This window comes from Streptomyces sp. NPDC090445 (genome assembly GCF_044769385.1).
Lineage (GTDB): Bacteria > Actinomycetota > Actinomycetes > Streptomycetales > Streptomycetaceae > Streptomyces.
The window spans coordinates 1-15,607 of sequence record NZ_JBIVXV010000020.1 but is presented as its reverse complement, the minus strand read 5'-3'; the positions used below and the strand labels follow the sequence as shown (position 1 = coordinate 15,607).

General features: G+C 66.5%; 11 protein-coding genes. 6 read left to right on the top strand and 5 right to left on the bottom strand.

All coding sequences use genetic code 11. The annotated features are described in order from the left end of the window. Positions 1 to 47 precede the first annotated feature (47 nt). From ACIQUT_RS28940 to ACIQUT_RS28930, 3 genes are read right to left on the bottom strand one after another with little or no spacing between them, the layout of a single operon-like run. On the bottom strand, positions 48 to 959 hold the full coding sequence (locus ACIQUT_RS28940; protein WP_403567004.1) for a phospholipase D family protein: 912 nt from the start codon (positions 957 to 959) through the stop codon (positions 48 to 50). Next, on the bottom strand, positions 956 to 2,824 hold the full coding sequence (locus ACIQUT_RS28935) for an ATP-binding protein (RefSeq protein ID WP_403567002.1): 1,869 nt from the start codon (positions 2,822 to 2,824) through the stop codon (positions 956 to 958). Before ACIQUT_RS28935 ends, ACIQUT_RS28940 begins: the two co-directional genes overlap by 4 nt. Further along, positions 2,821 to 4,434: a DEAD/DEAH box helicase gene (locus ACIQUT_RS28930; protein WP_403567000.1), complete on the bottom strand. Its 1,614-nt coding sequence runs from the start codon at positions 4,432 to 4,434 to the stop codon at positions 2,821 to 2,823. Before ACIQUT_RS28930 ends, ACIQUT_RS28935 begins: the two co-directional genes overlap by 4 nt. A 436-nt stretch (positions 4,435 to 4,870) precedes the next feature. On the opposite strand from ACIQUT_RS28930, the gene ACIQUT_RS28925 reads away from it, so the two are divergent. The 6 genes from ACIQUT_RS28925 (at position 4,871) to ACIQUT_RS28900 (ending at position 13,654) form a co-directional block, all read left to right on the top strand. Continuing rightward, entirely contained in the window at positions 4,871 to 6,040 is a 1,170-nt protein-coding gene (locus ACIQUT_RS28925) for a cysteine desulfurase family protein (protein WP_403566998.1), read from the top strand. A gap of 52 nt (positions 6,041 to 6,092) precedes the next feature. After that, positions 6,093 to 7,196 (top strand): DUF4007 family protein, encoded by a 1,104-nt coding sequence (locus ACIQUT_RS28920; RefSeq protein ID WP_403566996.1) that lies wholly within the window; start codon positions 6,093 to 6,095, stop codon positions 7,194 to 7,196. Beyond that, positions 7,193 to 10,750, top strand: a complete 3,558-nt coding sequence (locus ACIQUT_RS28915) for an ATP-binding protein (RefSeq protein WP_403566995.1) — start codon at positions 7,193 to 7,195, stop codon at positions 10,748 to 10,750. Before ACIQUT_RS28920 ends, ACIQUT_RS28915 begins: the two co-directional genes overlap by 4 nt. 2 nt (positions 10,751 to 10,752) lie before the next feature. Then, complete coding sequence (locus ACIQUT_RS28910) at positions 10,753 to 11,586, top strand: phosphoadenosine phosphosulfate reductase family protein (RefSeq protein WP_403566993.1); 834 nt, start codon at positions 10,753 to 10,755, stop codon at positions 11,584 to 11,586. Between the two features lie 141 nt (positions 11,587 to 11,727). Further along, positions 11,728 to 12,330 (top strand): hypothetical protein, encoded by a 603-nt coding sequence (locus ACIQUT_RS28905; RefSeq protein ID WP_403566991.1) that lies wholly within the window; start codon positions 11,728 to 11,730, stop codon positions 12,328 to 12,330. A gap of 31 nt (positions 12,331 to 12,361) precedes the next feature. Beyond that, positions 12,362 to 13,654: a DNA sulfur modification protein DndB gene (locus ACIQUT_RS28900; RefSeq protein ID WP_403566989.1), complete on the top strand. Its 1,293-nt coding sequence runs from the start codon at positions 12,362 to 12,364 to the stop codon at positions 13,652 to 13,654. Between the two features lie 223 nt (positions 13,655 to 13,877). On the opposite strand, the gene ACIQUT_RS28895 is transcribed toward ACIQUT_RS28900, so the two are convergent. Together ACIQUT_RS28895 and ACIQUT_RS28890 are read right to left on the bottom strand one after the other, a co-directional pair. Then, entirely contained in the window at positions 13,878 to 14,531 is a 654-nt protein-coding gene (locus ACIQUT_RS28895) for a class I SAM-dependent methyltransferase (protein WP_403566987.1), read from the bottom strand. A 228-nt stretch (positions 14,532 to 14,759) separates the two neighbouring features. After that, positions 14,760 to 15,473: a creatininase family protein gene (locus ACIQUT_RS28890; protein ID WP_403566985.1), complete on the bottom strand. Its 714-nt coding sequence runs from the start codon at positions 15,471 to 15,473 to the stop codon at positions 14,760 to 14,762. Positions 15,474 to 15,607: the final 134 nt, after the last annotated feature.

The window sequence follows — 15,607 nt, the reverse complement described above, 5'->3', positions numbered from 1 at the left end:
GGCGGGCAGCGCAGCATCGGCCGCGCCGCCCGCCCCCGGCAGCGCCGCTACGCGAGTTCCTTACCCTGCCGGATCTCCCAAGGGCCAGTGGGTACGAAGTGGACGTCGTCGAAGTAGTGAAGCCAGGCCGCGATCGTCTCGACCGTGCGCTGAGCCTGCTCATCCGAGAGATCTCCTGCGGCCAGCAGCTTCGCCTGTGCGTCGGCGAGGCTCATCCGACCGGCTGCCGTCAATGCGCGCAGTTCGGGGATAGCGTGAAGACGGGCCAGGACCTCGGAGCCGAAGGCCTGCTCGTCGAGGCCAGGGCCGATGTCCAGGTGCCCCAGGTCTCGGAGCACACCGGCGAGCACGTCGCTCCCGATGTGGCGGTGTCGCCCGTTGTAGACACGGTAGAGCCGGTCAGGGTTGCGCGTCTCCGGCAGCCAGCGTGCCGGTTGCTCGTCCTGACCGGGTACGACGACGCGGGGGCTGTCTTCGTCATCGCGCATAAGGGATGCCTGCTCACGCATCTGTTCGGCCAGCTCCACTGTCCCCGGGACCGTGTTGGCCTGAAGAGCGGCCAGCACCCGCTGAACCTCCGAATGCGTCACACCGGTTTCGATGAGGAGTTCGATGTTCGCCGCGGGCACGCGGCCGGTGGCCTTGCCCGTGAGGTTAGCGGACCCGACGAGGCAGCGGTCATCGGCCACGTACAGCTTCGCGTGCAGGCTGTGGCACAGCCTGATGGTGGCACGTCCGTCCCGCTGTGCCAGCTCGGCGATCTCCGGATCGGAGACCCCTGCGGCCACCTCGGGCACGGACCAGCGGGTGACGCAGGTGATGTCCTCGACGTCCGCGGGCACGGCGTCGAGCACCGCCTGGAAGACCTCCTTCTTAATGAAGGGGGCCACCACGACGACGCGGTTGGTCGCGGCGGCGAGGAGCTGCTCGATCTGGCGCCAGACGTGGTCGACCGTCACTCATCGTCCTCGTCGTCGGCGTCGCTGGCACCGAGAAACTCGCTGGCGAGGCGGCCCCAATCCTGGCGCATCCGCTTCGCACGCTCGCGCGGCTTCTCTGGCTGCTCGTCTTCGAACCTCGCCCAGGAGATCAGGAGGAGCTTGAAGGCGTTGGCCGCGGAGGTGAGACGTCCGGCGAGCTCTTCCCGGCTCGCCCCGTCGATGTCCCCGTCAAGGACGGCGATCAGGTCACTATAGACCGGGTGGTCTATGTTGAGGGCGACCTGGAGCATGCCGGGGATGTACTCGACGTTGAAGAAGGCTGGCGAATCTGGGTTGCGGCTGGTCAGAAGTCGCACGTGCTTGCCCTGCGACATCGTCTCTTCGATGATGCGCTGGGCGTCGGCCGGGCTGTAGCGATGCGTCTCGACCAGGCTCGCGTACTGCAGCTGCTTGCTGACCTCTTCGGTGGTCTCTTCGGCGAGCTGATCGGTCAGGCTCGGCCGGGTCTCAGTGCGCCGACGCTGCACCGCCACCTCGGCCTGAACCTCGGCCGTCTCGTGCCGCTTGCGGCTGGACCGCGTCCCCTCGGTCTGGTGCGCGAGCTCGGTGCGCAGGCGACCGAGGAGCTTCTCGCGGATGTGGTAGACGATCTCGATGAGCGGAAGACGAGGGTCTCCCTCGTCGCGCAGCTCCTCTCGGTACTCCTCCCACGACAGCCCTGCGGCCTCCTCCCGCCAGTTGAAGTGAGCGAGGCTGGAGAAGATCGTCGCGGACTGTTTGTTGTTGGTGACGCCGAAGACCTCGTCGAGGGCCGCGGGGAAGTCGATCTCCACGCCCCACCACCGCTCAACCGGGTCGTAGGAGTTGATCCATCCGGTGTCGAGATCGAGTTCTCGGTCCGCCCGGATGAGGGAGATTCCGAGGTTCCTCGCGGCGTGCTTGCCCCAGGGCGTTTCACCGGGCTTGAGGCTCGGCGGAACGTTCGCCGGCCAGGGCTCTCCCTCAATGTCGGTGCGGCGTGCCGCGTCCACTGCGATGGTGGAACGCACCAGGACGGGGTACTCCTTCCCATCTGCCGCACGGACCATGAACTTCTCAACGCCGATCTCGCCGGTGTTGCTCGCGCCGTAAGCGCGGAACATCGGCTTCTTGTCGAACGGCGTGGGCGTGGAGCTGGGCGTCATCAGGTACAGCGGGTCGTTCGGGCGGGTGTCGCCGGCCCCGGACAGCTGCGCCCATCCGCGCACGGGGACGAGCTTGATCCGCTTGCCCTTCGCGAGCAGGCGCCGGTAGATCCGGCCGATCAGGTTCTCGGTGTTCGTGATGGTGGTCTGCGCACCGCGCCACTGGACGCGCTCGAGCTCCGTCCACTGCACGAGAGTGCCGGAGCGGCCGAGTCCCTCGGACAGGGCTTGCCACTCGTCCGGCACGGCGTCGAGCTTGGGTTCCGGGACCTCCTCGAGGCCCTGGGCGATCTCGGTGAGGTCGAGGTACGTGTGCAGGGCGTTCTCGGGTCCGTTCTTCCAAGACCAGACGTCCACGCGGTTGCACTGCGAGATGCTCGAGTTAGGCAGGCCGACTCCGAAGCGGCCGATGCCCTTGCGCTGCTGCCGGGTGCCGGCGCCGAAGCGAAGGGATTGCCGGAGGGTCTCGGGGTCCATCCCGGTGCCGTTGTCGAGGACGGCGATCTTCTCAACGCGGTACCGTGCGCGCCGCCCGGTGTGTTCGTTGCCCTCCACGACGAACAGCTCGACGAGATCGGCCTCAGCTTCGAGGCCGTTGTCGATGAGTTCGGCGATGGCGTGGGCAGTGGACTTGTAACCGCTGTCCTGCAGCGCCTTGACCGTCAGGTCGGAGGTGACGATCGAGTATTTCGATGTCATCGGGCCTTCCACACGTCCTCCCAGTTGGTGAATGCTTCCGCTACGTCTCCGAAGCCCGGGAGAGCGGGATCGATCACGGTGATGATGTCGCAGGTTGGGGTGCCGCCGGCTTTCGGGCCGCGGATGACCCGTCCGACCATCTGGCTGTAGAGGACGAGGGACCGGGTCGGGCGGGCGATCACGGCTGCGCTCGCGGCTGGCGCGTCGAATCCGGTGGTCAGGACTCCGTAGTTGGAGAGGATCATCGGTCTGGTGCTCGGCCCCTTGAACCGGGCGATGGCCCGATCGCGGTGGCGTGGAGAGGATTCGGCCGTCACCTGGTCCGCGTCGAGGCCGAGCGCAGACAAGATCGCCACCAGTAGGCGGCTGTGCTCGACGGAGGCCGCGAAGAGAAGGATTCGCCGGTGGTACTGGCTGAGATCGAGCGCAGTGCGGAGAACCTGCAGATTCCACTGCACGTTGCCAGCGAGCCGAGCCATCAGCGTGTCTGGGATGTCGAACGAGGCGGCGAGGGCCTGTTTGTCTCTGCTGCTGAGCGTGGTGCCGGACTCGGCGGCCACGGTGCGGAAGTGCGGGCGGGCGAGGTAGCCCTGCTCGATGAGGGCCGTGACGGGGTTCTCGTAGCCGTCGATCTCCAGCATCACCTTCTGGCGCGCGAAGAAGTCCGACAGCGCTTCGTCCTCGGTGATATCGGCCCACGTCCGGCCGGGGGTCGCTGTGAGGCCTAGCAGGCTGGAGTCGCTGCGCAGGGTGAGTGCGTCGACAGTTCGGCGGTAGGTCGGGGCGATGGCCTGGTGGGCTTCGTCGAAGGTCGTGAGCGTAGTCCGCACGCCGAGGCGGTCGAGGAACGTCGAGTCCGTGCCTGCGGCGGCGGTGGCCTTGTCGAGACCGAGGATCACGATGCCATCCTCGATACCGTTGAGGTCGATCGGTGCGTCCCCCCACATCCGCACCACGGAGACCTCGCGGTTACCGAGGGCGGCCCAGGCGTTCTCGAACTCCACGGCCGCCTGTTCCAGCAGCTCACGTCCACGGGCCAGCCATACGACGACGGTCGGTTCGTGACGGCGCAGGTGATCACAGATGATGTTCATGCCGGTGCGTGTCTTACCGACACCAGTGGGCAGGTGCAGCACGACCCGCCGCTCCCCGGAGTACAGCAGTCGTTGCACCCGGCCAGCCGCGAGCCGCTGGTGAGGAAAGAGCCCGTACTGCGGCGTGCTAGGACCCCTGAACGTCGGCGGCGGCTCGGGCGCCCGCTCCACGACAAGTCCGAGAAAGCCCAGGAGGGTGCGGCGCTGATCTAGGGACCAGGGCAGGGCCGCGAGGAAGTCATCGTCACCAGCGGGCCCGCCGAGGCGGCCAGCGAGCTCGGTCCGCTTGTTCTCCGGAAGCAGCTGCAGGAAGTCGGCTCGTCCGGCCGGGTCGCCGATGATCCGTTCCGGGGAGACTGCTGATGCCGCGACCTTCCGGAGCGCGGCTTCGATGTCCTGTCCCTGGTGCAGGAGGCCCAGGAGGTCACATGCATGCTCGCCCAGGAGAGAGCGGATGTAGGGCAGAGGTGCGCCACCAAGGACCGACTCGAACGAGATACCGGGGGACCCAATCATGCCGCGGCCAGGTCTGTTCGCATTCCGCCGTCGCCGTACACCGCGGTGTCTCTCCTTTGCCCGACCCGGTCACGTCGCCGGGATGCGGTGTGACCTTCCCCGCTACCCGGCCGGTGATCAAACCCTAGCCCTGCGCACTGACACGCCGCGGTCGGTCCCGGGAATCCGGCTGCCGACAGCGGCGCAGGCGTCGACCGCAGCCGAACTTCGCTGGCAGGTAAGGGCTTTCACCTCCCTGTATCCCGGAGCCAACCTATGGGAACATTTGTTCGCTTGAGTGCTGATGCACGGTTTCGGAGGCGGGGGAATCGAGGCCTTCACCCCCACCTGTCCCTCGCTCCGGCTAGGATCGCGGGGTACTGCTGGTGGAGTGGCTCGCGCCTGACGAGAAGCTCCACCAGTTGATCGACCAGAGCAGAACGAAGTGGGGTGGAGCGTGACATTCGAGTCACCTAATGCGGGTCCGACCTACCTCGACTACAACGCGACGGCACCTGCCCGCCCCGAAGCGCTGGAAGCCACTCTCGCCGCGATGCGCACCGTCGGTAACGCATCGAGTACTCACAGGTTGGGACGTGGGGCCGCCGATCGCGTTGATCTGGCGCGCCGTCAGGTGGCCGGCCTCCTGAACTGCTCACCCGGGGAGATCATCTTCACGTCCGGTGCCACGGAGGCGAACAATCTCGCCCTGCGGGCAGCGTTCGCGGTCGGGGGCCGCCTGGTGACGAGCGCGGTAGAACATCCGGCGGTGCTTGAGACGTCGAAGGCCCTAACCGCCGATGCGCCCGGATCGCTCCTGGTGCTGCCGGTCGCCGCCGACGGCCTTGTGAACCTGCCCGCCCTCCACGCGGCACTCGCTGCGGGGGGAGTCGCCGTCGTGTCGCTCATGGCGGCCAACAACGAAACGGGCGTGCTGACGCATCTTGCGCCGATTGTGCAAGCCGCCCACGAAGCTGGAGCCCTCATCCACTCTGACGCGACACAGCTGGTCGGCCGCCTGCCGATCGACCTCGCCGAGACGGATGTCGACCTGCTGTCACTGGCCGCGCACAAGTTCGGCGGCCCGCAGGGGGTCGGAGCCCTGTTCGTTCGCCGGGGCATCCGCCTGCCCTACCGCCCGCTGATCTTCGGCGGAGGCCAGGAGCGCGGCTGGCGGGCCGGCACCCTGAACGTGGCAGGCATTGCCGGCGCCGGGGCGGCTGCCGAGGCCGCTCGCCTTGCCCTGGCCGACGAAGCACCCCGGATCGCGCGACTGCGTGACGCCCTGGAGGACGGACTCGTTGCACAGATCGGCGACTGCCAGATCAACGGCGCGGTGGACCGACGCCTGCCCGGCGTGACCAGCATCACGTTCCACGGTGCTCCAGCGGACGCGGTACTCGCCTCGATGCCGGATGTGGCGGCTTCGGAAGGGAGCGCGTGCTCCTCCGGAGCGCCTAGCCCGAGCCACGTCCTCCTGGCCATGGGGCGCACTCGGGAAGAGGCGGACAGCACCATCCGGTTCTCCCTCGGGTACGCAACGACCTCCCATGACATCGAGCGAGCCGTGTCCTCCACAGTCCGAGCCGTCCGGCACGTACGGGCGACTCTGACCCCCGCGATATAACCAGCCTGCCCAAAGATCACTCAAGCCCGAACGGACACGGAGAACGCCTCGCATGTCAGACAGCCGGCTCGCGGAAGCCGCCCATCCCTCCTTCGCACGGCACGAGACCTTCGCGCCGCGCTTCGGGTGGCTTCATAAGGCGTACATGCAGGTAAAGGAGAACCCCGAGGTCTTCCTCGGGGACGATGCCCCGCTCCTCCTCGGCGTCGGCAAGAACATGGCCAACGCCATGCGTTACTGGTCTCGGGCCTTCAAGCTGACGCGTGAGGTCAGGAACAGCGACGAAGCGAACTCCCGCGCCAACTTGTCGTACCCCACGTGGGAGGCGCGCTGGCTCCTTGACGAGGACGGCGCCGACCCTTACCTCGAGGAGCAGGGCAGCCTTTGGCTGCTGCACTGGTGGCTCCTGAGCAACCGGCCGGGCGCCAAAAGCTGGGCGCCCTCCTGGTACGTCGCCTTCCAGCTCGCCCCGTTCGCTCGCTTCTCAGCACCTGATCTCACCGAGCTGATCGTGCGTCACGTGAACCTCTCTTATGAGGAGGCGCCGGTCAAGGGATCGATCGCGAAGGACGTCGACTGCATCACAAAGATGTACGTCCCCGCAAAGCGGGCCAAGGGCGGCGCACCCGGCGCGCTCGAAGATTTGCTGGCCTGCCCCTTCCGCGAGCTGGGTCTGATCGAGACCGTGGAGCACTCGGTTTCCGGCAGGCAGGAGTGGGAGTTCACCACGGGCACGCGCATCACCCTCCCGGACCGGATCGTCGCCTACGCATGCCTGGACTACGCCGCCACCATGACGCGCAACTCCGGGTCGATCTCTCTCGCTCGGCTCGCCAACGAACACGGCGCTCCCGGGCGGGCCTTCCGCATCCGTGAGCCCGACATCGCGGCGGCGATCGAACGCGTCGCAGCCACCACAGCCGACTTGCAGCTCATCGAAGCCGTTGGGCAGCGCAGCCTCGTCTTCAACTCCGATCCCTTCGACCTCGCCTGGGAGGTCCTGGACGGCCAGTACGACCATGTTCGAAAGCGGCCGGGGTTCCCGACCCGGCAGGACTGGGCGCGTACCTACCCCAAGCTCGCCGTCGCCGAGGCCCGAGAGCTCCGCAACACCGTTGAGCAGCAGCTCCCCCTGATCGAGGAGATCTCCCAGTGACCACCGAGACCCCATCGCGGCCCAAGGCCGCCCGCAAGACTTCCGGTGGCACCGAGTTCCCCGCTGGCATCGAGCTCGTCGGCTCCCGGATGCGTTCCACCAACGTGGAACGCGACGTGCTGGACGAGCTGCACTCGCCTTACGTGGGCGCCCGAGCCCTCGACGTCCTCGACCGTCTGGCCAACGCCCTCGATGATGTGCGCCGCCCCCGCTCGTGGTCGCTCACCGGCGCCTACGGCTCGGGCAAGTCCACGCTCGTCAACCTCATCGACGCGCTCCTCGGGCACGACGAGGGACGACGGACCGAGGCACAGGAAGTCCTGGCCGGTACCAGTATGGGGCTGGCCCACCGGCTAGAGGCAGCCCGCGCACAGCTGTCCCCGGCAGGCTTCCTCGGCGCCGTGGCGACCGCCCGTCGCGAACCGCTCATCACCACCCTGGCCCGGGCCCTGCAGCTCGCGGCCGAGCGCCGTTGGCCGACCCGTATGCCGAAGGCAATCTCTACAGCCCTGGCACGGTGCTCCGACCCCGCCGTCGAGCCTGAAGATGTCATCGCCGCAGTCACCGCCCTGTGTGCGCAGCAGCCGCTGCTACTGGTGATCGACGAATTCGGCAAGACCCTCGAACACCTCGCCGGACACAGTCAGTTCGCCACCGCCAAGGCAGATCTGTTCCTGCTGCAGGAACTCGCTGAGAAAAGCGCCGGCCCCAGGGGCCTACCGCTGTTCATGATGACTCTCCAGCACTCGTCCTTCCTCGACTACGCGGCGCAGTCCAGCGAGCTGCAGACCCGCGAGTGGGCGAAGATCCAGGGCCGATTCGAGAACATCACCTTCGCTCCCCACCTCGGCGATGCGGTACAGCTGATGCGCCGCCGCCTCGACCAGTCCAGGGTCTCCACCGCCGGCAGGCAGCTGATTTCCGCCTACGCTGAGGCTGCCCAGGAGACATGGCGTGACCATGGCCTGAACGATGTCGTCGTCCTCAAGGCGCAGGACTTCGCAGACCTTTATCCACTCCACCCCCTGACCGCTGTCGCGGCGCCCTTCCTCGCCGCGCAGATCGGCCAGAACGACCGCAGCCTGTCCGGGTTCCTCAACAACGACGAGCCCAATACCGTCCGCCGCTCGCTGGCGACGTTCTCCAGCGACAAGCCGCGCTGCGCCAACACGGTCAAACTTCCACAGCTGTACGACTTCTTCCTCGACTCCGGCCGAACCTCGCTTCTGGCTTCAAGCAACGCGAGCAAGTGGATCGAGATCGAGTCGCGCGTGACCCAGGCCAACGGCCTGTCCACCGAAGACCAGAGACTGCTACGCACCGTCGGCATGCTCAACCTGATCGACGAGGACGGTGCCCTGCGGGCGACCGCCGCGATGGTCTACTACGCGCTCCACGAGCCTGGCGAGGCCACTGATGCTAGGGCGTTCGCAACTCTCGAGGACCAGCTCAAGGGCCTGGTGGCACGTGGGTTCCTGGTGTATCGGCACTTCAACGGCGAATACCGGGCATGGCGCGGAACCGACATCGACATCGACGGACGTCTGAAGGAGGCACGCAGCCACCTCGACGACACTGCCGTCGCCGAGCGCCTCGGCGACTACCTGCCTTTGGCGGTGGCCGCCGGCCGGCACAGCCAGGTGACGGGCATGCTCCGTGCCCTGTTCGTCCAGGTCACCACTGCGCAGACGAAGCTCCTCAAGGGGCCTGACGAACTCGCAGACCACGCCGACGGTCTCCTGGTCTTCCACCTCGGCAGCATCGAGGACCGGCCAGTCGTCGAGTCTTCCCTGCCGGTGGTCCTCGGAGTCACCGAAGAGCCCGATCTCGTCCTTCGAGCTGCGTACAACCTTGTCGCGCTGGAGGAGCTGCAGCGCGACAAGACCCTCGACCCCGTCGCACGGCGGGAGATCAGCGAACGGACATCCGGTGCGAAGCGCGAGCTGCTGGAGCTCCTCAGCGCCGCGTTCTTCCCTCCCACCCAGCGGGCTACCTGGCGACTGTGGCGCTCCGGCATCGCGGCCGACGCCGACACCGGGGAGGTGATCGGGAGCCGCAGCCTCAGCGGCCTTGCGTCCATCGCCTGCGACCGGGTCTTCCCGGCGACTCCGCACATCCGCAACGAAATGCTCGGCCGGCACGAACTGACCAGCCAGGGCGCCAAGGCACGTCGCGAACTGCTGACAGCGATGCTGCAGAAGTCCGGCGAGCAGTACCTCGGTATCGTCAAGTACCCCGCCGAGCGCGCCATGTACAGCGGCGCATTGGCATACATGGGGCTGCACCGAGAGAACACCGAGGCTGCCGACGAGTCCTCAGCCTCCTTCCTCCCCTACGGCTTCTCTCGCCCCGGCCCGGCCCACGCGCACACCCAAGAGGTCTGGAACGCGCTCGAGACGGCTCTGACCGAAGCCCATGAGCGCACCAGCCTCGAACGGGTCTTCCGGGCCCTGATGGTGCCCCCGTACGGCGTCAAGGCCGGTGTCGTTCCGCTGCTCGTGGTAACCGCACTCATCGTCCGCCGCCAGGACGTTGCCCTGTTCGAGGACGGCTCCTACCTGCCCCGGCTGACGCCTGACGTGGTCGAGCGCATGGTGAAGGCTCCCAGCCGCTTCTCCGTGAAGGCCACGCCGGTCGGTGACGGCCTGCGCCACACCGTGGTTAAGAACCTGTCCGTGGCCCTCAAGGTGGAGCAGCCCCGGTCCCAGGCGCTGCGCAACCCGGCCCTGCTGGCAGTGACCCGCGCTCTGATGGAACGGGTCATGGTGCTCACCCCCTACGCTCGGCGCACCAAGCGAATCAGCAAGGACGCAGTTGCCGTCCGCTCCACCCTGTCCACGGCGCAGGACCCGGACGACCTGCTCTTCCACGCCCTGCCCAAGGCCCTCGGTCTGGATCCGATTACGCCGGAGCAGCGTAAGAGCACATCCAGCAACAAGGGCTACGTCGATCGGCTCGCCGCCGCGGCCGATGAGATCTCCGGCGCCGACCGCGCGCTGCGCGCCGAGGTCGTCGAGACGATCAGCCGCGAGTTCCGCCTGCCGTCCTCACTGCCCGAGCTGCGCCGCGCCCTGGCCGCTCGGTTGAAGGGGTTTGTTGGAGTCTCCCTCAACCTGGAGCTGCGCGGCTTCGTCGCCATAGCGCTCAACGAGTACCTGGCGGACGAGGACTGGCTGGACCCGATGATCGTTCGACTGTCCCACGCCGCCCTCGGCGACTGGTCGGACAACGACGTCGCCGTCTTCGCCCGCCGGGTACGCGAGATGGCCAGCGCGCTGGACCGGGTCAGCCACCTATACAAGAACGACGCGCCGAGGGGTGATGCCGAGGAGGAACTCGACGCCCGGCTGCTCACCCTGACTGACAAGGACGGCGCCGAGCAGCGGACGCTGATCTACCTGCCCAAGCAGGCCCAGCGGGAAGCCGAGAACCTCGCTGTCAGTGTCCTGGTGCAAGCTGAAAAGGTGCTCGGCCCCGACGGCGCCCGAATCCTGCTCGCCGCCCTGGCCCAGCGCGTCAGCGAGCCCACCACCACAGCCGAGAGGACGGAGTGATCATGACCGACACTGCTTCCGGGAAGAAGGTCCGGCACGTCCTGGGCCTGTCTGGGGGCAAGGACTCCTCAGCCCTGGCGATCTACATGCGCGACCGCGTGCCGGAGATGGAGTACTTCTTCTGCGACACCGGCGCCGAGCTGCCTGAGACGTACGAGTACCTCAACAAGCTCGAAGCCGCCGTCGGCAAGCCCATCGTGCGCCTGAACACCGATCGAGACTTCGACCACTGGCTCGAGGTCTACCAGGGCACCTTGCCGAGCCCCCAGATGCGCTGGTGCACCAAGAACCTCAAGATCAAGCCGCTGGAGGAGTGGGTGGGTGACGACGAGGTGATCTCTTACGTCGCCATCCGCGCCGACGAGAACCGCCTCGGCTACGTCAGCACCAAGCCCAACATCACCGCGGTCTTCCCCTTCCGTGAGGACGGCATCGACCGTGACGGCGTCAACCGCATCCTCGATGAGGCCGGCACCGGCCTGCCCGCCTACTACGAGTGGCGCACCCGGTCCGGCTGCTACTTCTGCTTCTTCCAGCGCAAGCACGAGTGGCTCGGCCTCAAGGACCGCCACCCCGAACTCTTCGACAAGGCCGTCGCCTACGAGGAGAAGGTCCGCCACCAGGACACCGCTATGCAGGGCCGCGACTACACCTGGTCCCAGGGCGAGTCCCTGCACGAGCTCATAGAGCGCCGCGAGGAGATCCAGGCCAAGCACGAGGCCAACCTCGCCCGGGCCGAGAAGCGGATAAAGCCCAACCGGCCGCTGCTCGAGGTCCTCTCAGACGCTCTCGACGCCGACGACGACGAGGCTGGGTGCTCTGTCTGCCACCTCTAGCGAAACCCGCGAAAAAGGGCCTACTTGATGACAAGTCGTCATCAAGTAGGCCCTTTTCCGTTCGGAGCTCACGTTGTCGGTGCTGCATGTAAGGATGTGTCAGCTCATCACACACGGCCGCCCAATCGGAGCACAGGGGGAATGGCGACACCGGACACAGCTGCGCGTGCAGTCATCCGCCATCGGCTGGACGCCAGTCCCGCTCTCGAGTTCCAGCTCGGCATCACACCGATGATGGACGTGCCGGCGCATCAGGTCCTGCAAGACGATCTCAGTCGACTCGCCTCCCCCTGGGAGCGGCTTTCCGCGACCGAGAACATCGTCAACGCGATACCCGACGAGCCAGGCCTCTATATGTTCGTCTGGCGCCCTTCCATCAAGCTCGCCATGGCCGACCGGACAGAGGGCCGATTCCATCAGGTCCTCTACATTGGGCATGCCGGCGGCGCTGGCCAGCTAGGCAACACGCTCAGGAACAGGTACCGGGACTACCGCAAGCACCTGCGCGGTAACCCCGAAAGCCTTTGGACCCGCGAGCCACCCACCAACCGGGACGACCTGCTCACTCACTTCCTCGCGCTGCGCCCTCTGGAGTACTGGTTCGCGACCGTCGAGGACCGATCGGCGATCAAGAATCTGGAGGATCGCCTCCTGCACCTGTACAACCCGCCGCTGAACATCCAGGGCGGCCCCACTCTTCGAGGTCGGCTCAGCACCGTCCCCAAGCCGGCACTCCGCTCCTAGCTCGCACCCGCTCCTGACAACGAGGTACTTGATGCCGTCCAAGACGTTCGTTCCCGCCTTCGAGGCCAAGGTGGGCAATTGGACCTACTACTCCTGCCTGATGAGCTACGCCCAGGTGGCGCGCGAGATCAACTTCGCGCACGAGCTTGGCGGCAATCGCGACCTCGGCACGATGATCCAACGCGGCGTTGGTACCCGGACACGGGAGATCACGGAGTACCTGCTCACCAACGAGAACCGGTTCCTCGGCGCCCTCATCATCGCGGTCTGGGGCGGCGATCCGAACTACCTGTCGGTGACGATGGACGCTGAGAACCAGGCCGTCCTCCAGGGACTGGACCGCAACTTCGGCGTCCTGACCTTCGACGGTACGCAGCAGTTCTTCGCACTCGACGGTCAGCACAGGCTCAAGGCCATCAAGGATGCGATCAAGCAGAATCCGGAGTTGGGCAACGAGGACATCAACGTCATCGTGGTGCCGCACTTCGACACCGCGGACGGCCGTCGAAGGACCCGTCGTCTCTTCACCAACATCAACCGGAACGCCAAGAGCACCAACCTGCAGGAGAACATCGCCCTCGACGAGGACGACAGCTTCGCCATCCTCACCCGCCGTCTGCTGGACGAGGACGACTTCCTCAGGCGTGACAAGGTCGTTCTCGTCTTCAGCAAGGTCGGCCAGGACGGCGAACTTGTCCTTGCCCAGCGCTCCATCAACCAGTCCAGCCCCGCATGGAGCACCATCGCTGTCCTCTACGACATCGTCAAGGAGATCGGCTACGACCTGCCCTGCACCACGGGCGAGGCCAAGCAGCGAGCGACTGATGAACTCCTCGACCAGAGCTTCGAGCTCCTGACCGTCCGCCTACACGAGCTCCTCGACGCATGCGGGAACCTCCGTGAGCGATACCTCGCCTCTCTGTCCGGGAAGGATCTTCGGGCTCCCAAGGGCCGGGATGGCGCTGGCCACCCGTTCATGCGCCCCGCCGTTCAGAACCAGGTCGCCAAGGTCGTACGACACATCCTTGAGCAGGGAACCCTGGAGTGGCCGGAGATCATGAAGCGACTCTCCGCGCTCGAGTGGAAGATGACCGCCGCCCCGTTCTCCTCCATGTGGATCGAGACCCCCGAGGGGACGAAGGCCAAAGGCAAGATGGCCAGTGGCAACACGCAACTCCTGTACGACCTCCTGCAGGTGCACCTCGCGCCGCGCTCCAAGGCCCAGATCAGCAGGGCGCTGCGCGCCTATTCCGACGTCATGAAGACCAAGTACCCCATCGCGGCCGAGGAGCTGTTCGCGCTCCTCCCCGTCGACGCCGACTGAGTCCGACTCCAGGAGGCACGTCAGGGGCCGCGGTATCCACAACCTGTGGACATCGCGGCCCCCTGCGCAGGTGAACGGGCGCGTCCGTCTGACGTCCTTCTGCGGAACTCCTTCGGATACGACTTGGGCACTCCAACTTCCTTCCAGGCCGCCTCACAGCAAGCTAGGTCAGGTGTCACCCAACCGAGCGGCAGTCCCGAACCTGACCGCTCGCGACTCGCGTTCAGTCGAGTGCGACGTCGACGCCAGGCGTCTGCAGTACCAGGCAGCTCCACCGGACACTGTCGCGGCCAAGTAGGTCAGGACGATCACTGCGGTGGACCGCCCGCAAGCCGTACATGCGGGCCAGTTCAACCGTCTCAGCAGCCGACACGTCGAACATTAGGCGCCCATCTGACACTGGGCCATGGCGGAGATTCAGGAAGAACCGACCCCCAGGCACCAGCAACGCGGCGATCCTGGCCATCGCACGGCAACGTTCCTCAGCGTTCAGATGCATCCATACTGCCGTGGCGAAGACCGCCTCGAATTGGCCTGCGTGACGACTCAGCGTCAGGTCTGGAAGAACGTCGTCGACCCAATCAATCTGGCTATCGGCATGGATCCGTTGCCCGTGAGCTCGGAGTTCCGCAGTTGGCTCGACAGCCACAACGCGATGGCCAAGGGCTGCCAGCGCAGCGGCATCACGTCCGGTGCCTGCGCCGACATCCAGGATGCAGCCGGGCTGTGTAGGGATCAGCGTAAGCACGTCGCAGTGGACTTCGTCAAAGGTGACTGCCTCGTACTGGATGGCCAACGCATCCGCCGCCTCGGCATAGCCAGCGGTTCCCCTGACCGCGGTGGCGCCATCCCCAGTGGGGGCTCCATCACCACTCATGACCAAAGGCTAGCGGCAAAGCTGCGGTGCCCTATCCGGCTGTATCTTCCCGTCGTCCTCGCCGGCAGGACAGCCGGACATGGATCCCTCTCGGGCGTGGAGACTGGCGGGGCGATAGAGCTCCCGTAGCGCCGTCAGGACCTGCCCCAGCAGGAGCGGGGTCGTCTCCTGCCGACCACTGCGCTGATCACCGAGGGCCAACCCTTCGGTTACAGGTGTTGGCTGGCTTCAGTCACTGAGGTCGAGGATCTCCAGGTGCCCCGCGAAGCTCTCGGCCAGGCTGGCCAGCACGGCCTTGCCCTTGGCGGCGGTCGCGTGGGATGGGAAGCCGACCACACCGGTTTCGGTGTACGCACTCATGCCCTGGACCAGTAGGAAGGGACGGTTGCCGCCGTCATGGTCGGCATCGGCGAACCCGTCCCGCACCAGCTCGGGCGCCGCGTGAAGAAGGACGGACGTCTCGATCTCGCCGGCGTGCATGTCGGCGTGGCGGTCGGAGACGAGGCCGGCGTTGTCGCGGGCTCGATCCCAGTCGGCTCCGAGGGGGAAGAGCGAGACCGCGGGCCCGTCGACGTTGGCCTCCTGGGCGACGTTGGACAGGACATAGTTCCCACCGTGGCCGTTGATGATCACCAGCTTGTGGATGCCAGAGCGGGCGAGGGACGCGCGGATGTCGTCGATCACGGCGTAGAGAGTCTTCGCGCTGATGCTGACCGTGCCGGGGAAGGCGGCGTGCTCGTGGCTGCACGACATGGTGATGGGCGGGAGCAGGTGGACTGGGTAGGCGTCAGCGATCTCCTGGCTGATGATGCAGGCGATCGCCGTGTCGGTGATCAGCGGGAGGTACCGGCCGTGCTGCTCGAAAGAGCCGACCGGGAGCACGGCGACGTGGGGCTGCTGCTCCTGGACATCCGTGCTGGTGGCGGTCGGCAGCAGGTTCACGGCACTCCCCGGGTCGGCTATCGCTCGGCCATCATCATCCAATGCCACGAAGTTAAGGGCTCGTTGGCGGTGTCAAGGCATCGGGGAGCGTGATCTTGTAGGTGTTCGGTGCCGTGCGGGTGAGCCGGCCGTTG